Source organism: Rhodococcus sp. R1101 (genome assembly GCF_000278445.1).
Taxonomy (GTDB): Bacteria; Actinomycetota; Actinomycetes; order Mycobacteriales; family Mycobacteriaceae; genus Rhodococcus; species Rhodococcus gordoniae.
This window is the reverse complement of record NZ_AJVB01000513.1, coordinates 1-2,624: the sequence shown is the minus strand read 5'-3', so window position 1 is coordinate 2,624 and position 2,624 is coordinate 1. Positions and strand designations below refer to the sequence as shown.

At 67.5% G+C, this 2,624-nt stretch carries 2 protein-coding genes and 1 pseudogene; 2 read left to right on the top strand and 1 reads right to left on the bottom strand.

The features are described from left to right. Positions 1 to 2: 2 nt before the first annotated feature. Together R1101_RS27880 and R1101_RS0120780 are read left to right on the top strand one after the other, a co-directional pair. Positions 3 to 941, top strand: a pseudogene (locus R1101_RS27880) (diacylglycerol/lipid kinase family protein); the annotation flags it as partial. A 271-nt stretch (positions 942 to 1,212) separates the two neighbouring features. After that, on the top strand, positions 1,213 to 1,467 hold the full coding sequence (locus R1101_RS0120780) for a WhiB family transcriptional regulator (RefSeq protein WP_006550236.1): 255 nt from the start codon (positions 1,213 to 1,215) through the stop codon (positions 1,465 to 1,467). A gap of 105 nt (positions 1,468 to 1,572) precedes the next feature. Here R1101_RS0120780 and R1101_RS0120775 read toward each other — a convergent pair. Further along, positions 1,573 to 2,624: sensor histidine kinase (locus tag R1101_RS0120775; RefSeq protein ID WP_016935200.1), on the bottom strand; the 1,052-nt coding region annotated here is incomplete at its 5' end.

Here is a 2,624-nt window from a genome sequence, read left to right as displayed (position 1 = left end):
CCGTGCGCGCCCTTCTGATCGTGAACCCGAATGCGACGACGACCACTCCTGCCGGTCGCGACCGCCTCGCTCACGCACTGAGGGGCCGGCTCGCGTTGACCGTCGTGCACACCACCCATCGGGGGCACGCCGCCGAACTCGCGCGCTCGGCGCACGGCGACGGGATGGACGTCGTCGTCGCGCACGGGGGTGACGGCACCGTCAACGAGATCGTCAACGGCCTGCTCGGCCCGTCCCCGAATCGATCCGCCGATCCGACGCTCCCCCGGCTCGCGGTGGTGCCGGGCGGCTCGGCGAACGTCTTCGCGCGCTCCCTGGGCCTGTCGGCCGATCCACTCGAGGCGACCGGGCAGGTGCTCGAGTCGTTGCGGGAGGGCAGGAGCACCCGCATCGGTCTCGGTCACTGCGACGGGCGATGGTTCACCTTCAATGCGGGGCTCGGTCTCGACGCCCAGGTGTGCGAGGCCATCGACCTCAGCCGCGCGGAGGGCAGGAAGGTGACCACGGCGCGCTACGTGCGGCATGCGGTGACCCGGTTCTTCGCGTCGAAGCGGGACGAGCCGACGCTCACGCTCGAGCTGCCCGGATCCGATCCGATTCCGGGTGTGCACTATGCGTTCGTGTCGAACTCGAGTCCGTGGACGTATCTCGAGTCCCGTCCGGTGCACACGAATCCCGGTACGTCGTTCACCACCGGACTCGGGGTGTTTGCCATGACCACCACCCGGGTACTTCCGAGCCTGCGGGTGGTGAGGCAACTCCTGGCCGCCCGTGGCGAGCCGGCGTCCCCGTACCTGGTGCGTGCGGACGACATCGCGTGCGTCCGCGCCCGGGCGTCGCGCCCGATCGGACTCCAGGTGGACGGCGACTATCTGGGACTCCGCACCGAGGTCGAGTTCGTGGCCGTACCGTCGATCCTCGATGTCGTCGCGCCTCGTCCACAGTCCCTGTGGCGGGGCAGCGGCCGAAAGAGAAGCACGAATTCTGTGATTACCACTACCTTCTCGGCCGAAAGGGAGTAGGAAGAGGGATCGGCGAACTCGAAACTCACACCAGCGTGAGCTTCCCCACGATCATGGTCGATTCTATTGACTCCACGCTCGTTCGTGAAAGCATTCACAAGTAACCGCGCGGAAACACTCCGTGCCGCAGGCGTGAACACGCATTGACCGATCAGCCGGTGCGCACGCACCATCGAAGGAGAGTAGAAGCATGGACTGGCGCCACAAGGCCATCTGCCGCGACGAGGATCCGGAACTGTTCTTCCCCGTGGGGAACAGCGGCCCGGCTCTCGCGCAGATCGCGGATGCCAAGCTCGTGTGCAACCGTTGCCCCGTCACCGCCGAATGCCTTTCGTGGGCACTCGAGTCCGGCCAGGATGCCGGCGTGTGGGGCGGAATGAGCGAGGACGAGCGCCGCGCTCTCAAGCGCCGCAACGCTCGCACCCGCGCTCGCACGGCGGTCTGAGCGGACTCCGACATATGTTCGAAGGCCCGGTCTCCTCACGGAGACCGGGCCTTCGAACGTCGGGCTCACATTCATCGGGTTTACATACATCGGGCGCCGGACGACTCAGGCGACCGGCACCTTGCCCAGCGGCAGCTGTAGGCGCGCATCGGTTCCGCCGGTGTCGTTGGCCGTCAACTCCAGCGACCCGCCGAGTTCCGCGGCCACCAGCGTCCGGACGATCTGCAGACCGAGCCGGTTCGACGCCTCGAGGCTGAAGCCCTCGGGAAGACCCTTCCCTTCGTCGCGTACCACCACGTCGAGCATGCGGGCCGAGCGCTGGGCATTGACGGTGACCGTGCCGTTGACGCCCGGATCGAAGGCGTGCTCGACCGCGTTCTGGACGAGCTCGGTCAGCACCATCACCAGCGGCGTCGCGCGGTCGGCGGGGAACACACCGAGATTCCCCTCCCGCACCACCCGGATCTGACTGCCCACCGTCGACACGTCGACGACGATCGGGATCAGCTGGTCGAAGACACCGTCGAGATCGACCTCCTCGTCCACCGACATCGACAGGGCCTCGTGCACGAGAGCGATGGATGTGACGCGACGAACCGCCTCTCCGAGGGCCTGCTGGGCCTCCGTGTTACCGGTTCGGCGCGCTTGCAGACGCAGCAGAGCGGCGACCGTCTGCAGATTGTTCTTGACACGATGGTGGATCTCCCGGATGGTCGCGTCCTTGCTCAGCAGGGCGCGGTCGCGACGCTTGACCTCCGTGACGTCGCGGACGATCACCGCGGCGCCCCGGATCTTCCCTCCCGGATTCAGAACCAGCGCACGGATCAGGACCGTGGCACCGCGCGCCTCGACCTCCATACGCTGACCGAGACGACCCTCCACGGCCCCGCGAAGGTAGTCGGTGACGTCGCGGCTCTCGAAGGGGTCGGTGACCAGCGCGCGGGTCGTCCCGACGAGATCCTGGCCGATGAGGTCGGAGTTCAGACCCATCCGGTGGTAGGCCGACAGCGCGTTGGGGCTGGCATAGACGACCTTGCCCGCCCGGTCGAGACGGATGAACCCGTCGCCTGCCCGCGGACTCGACTTGGTGTCGGAGCGCGCCTCGGGCGTGGGGAAGGTGCCCTCGCTGATCATGCGATAGAGGTCGTCGGCGCATT

Bases quoted from the DNA above. Each gene is read 5' to 3' on its own strand.
- R1101_RS0120780 (WP_006550236.1), top strand. From the start codon at position 1,213: ATGGACTGGCGCCACAAGGCCATCTGCCGCGACGAGGATCCGGAACTG.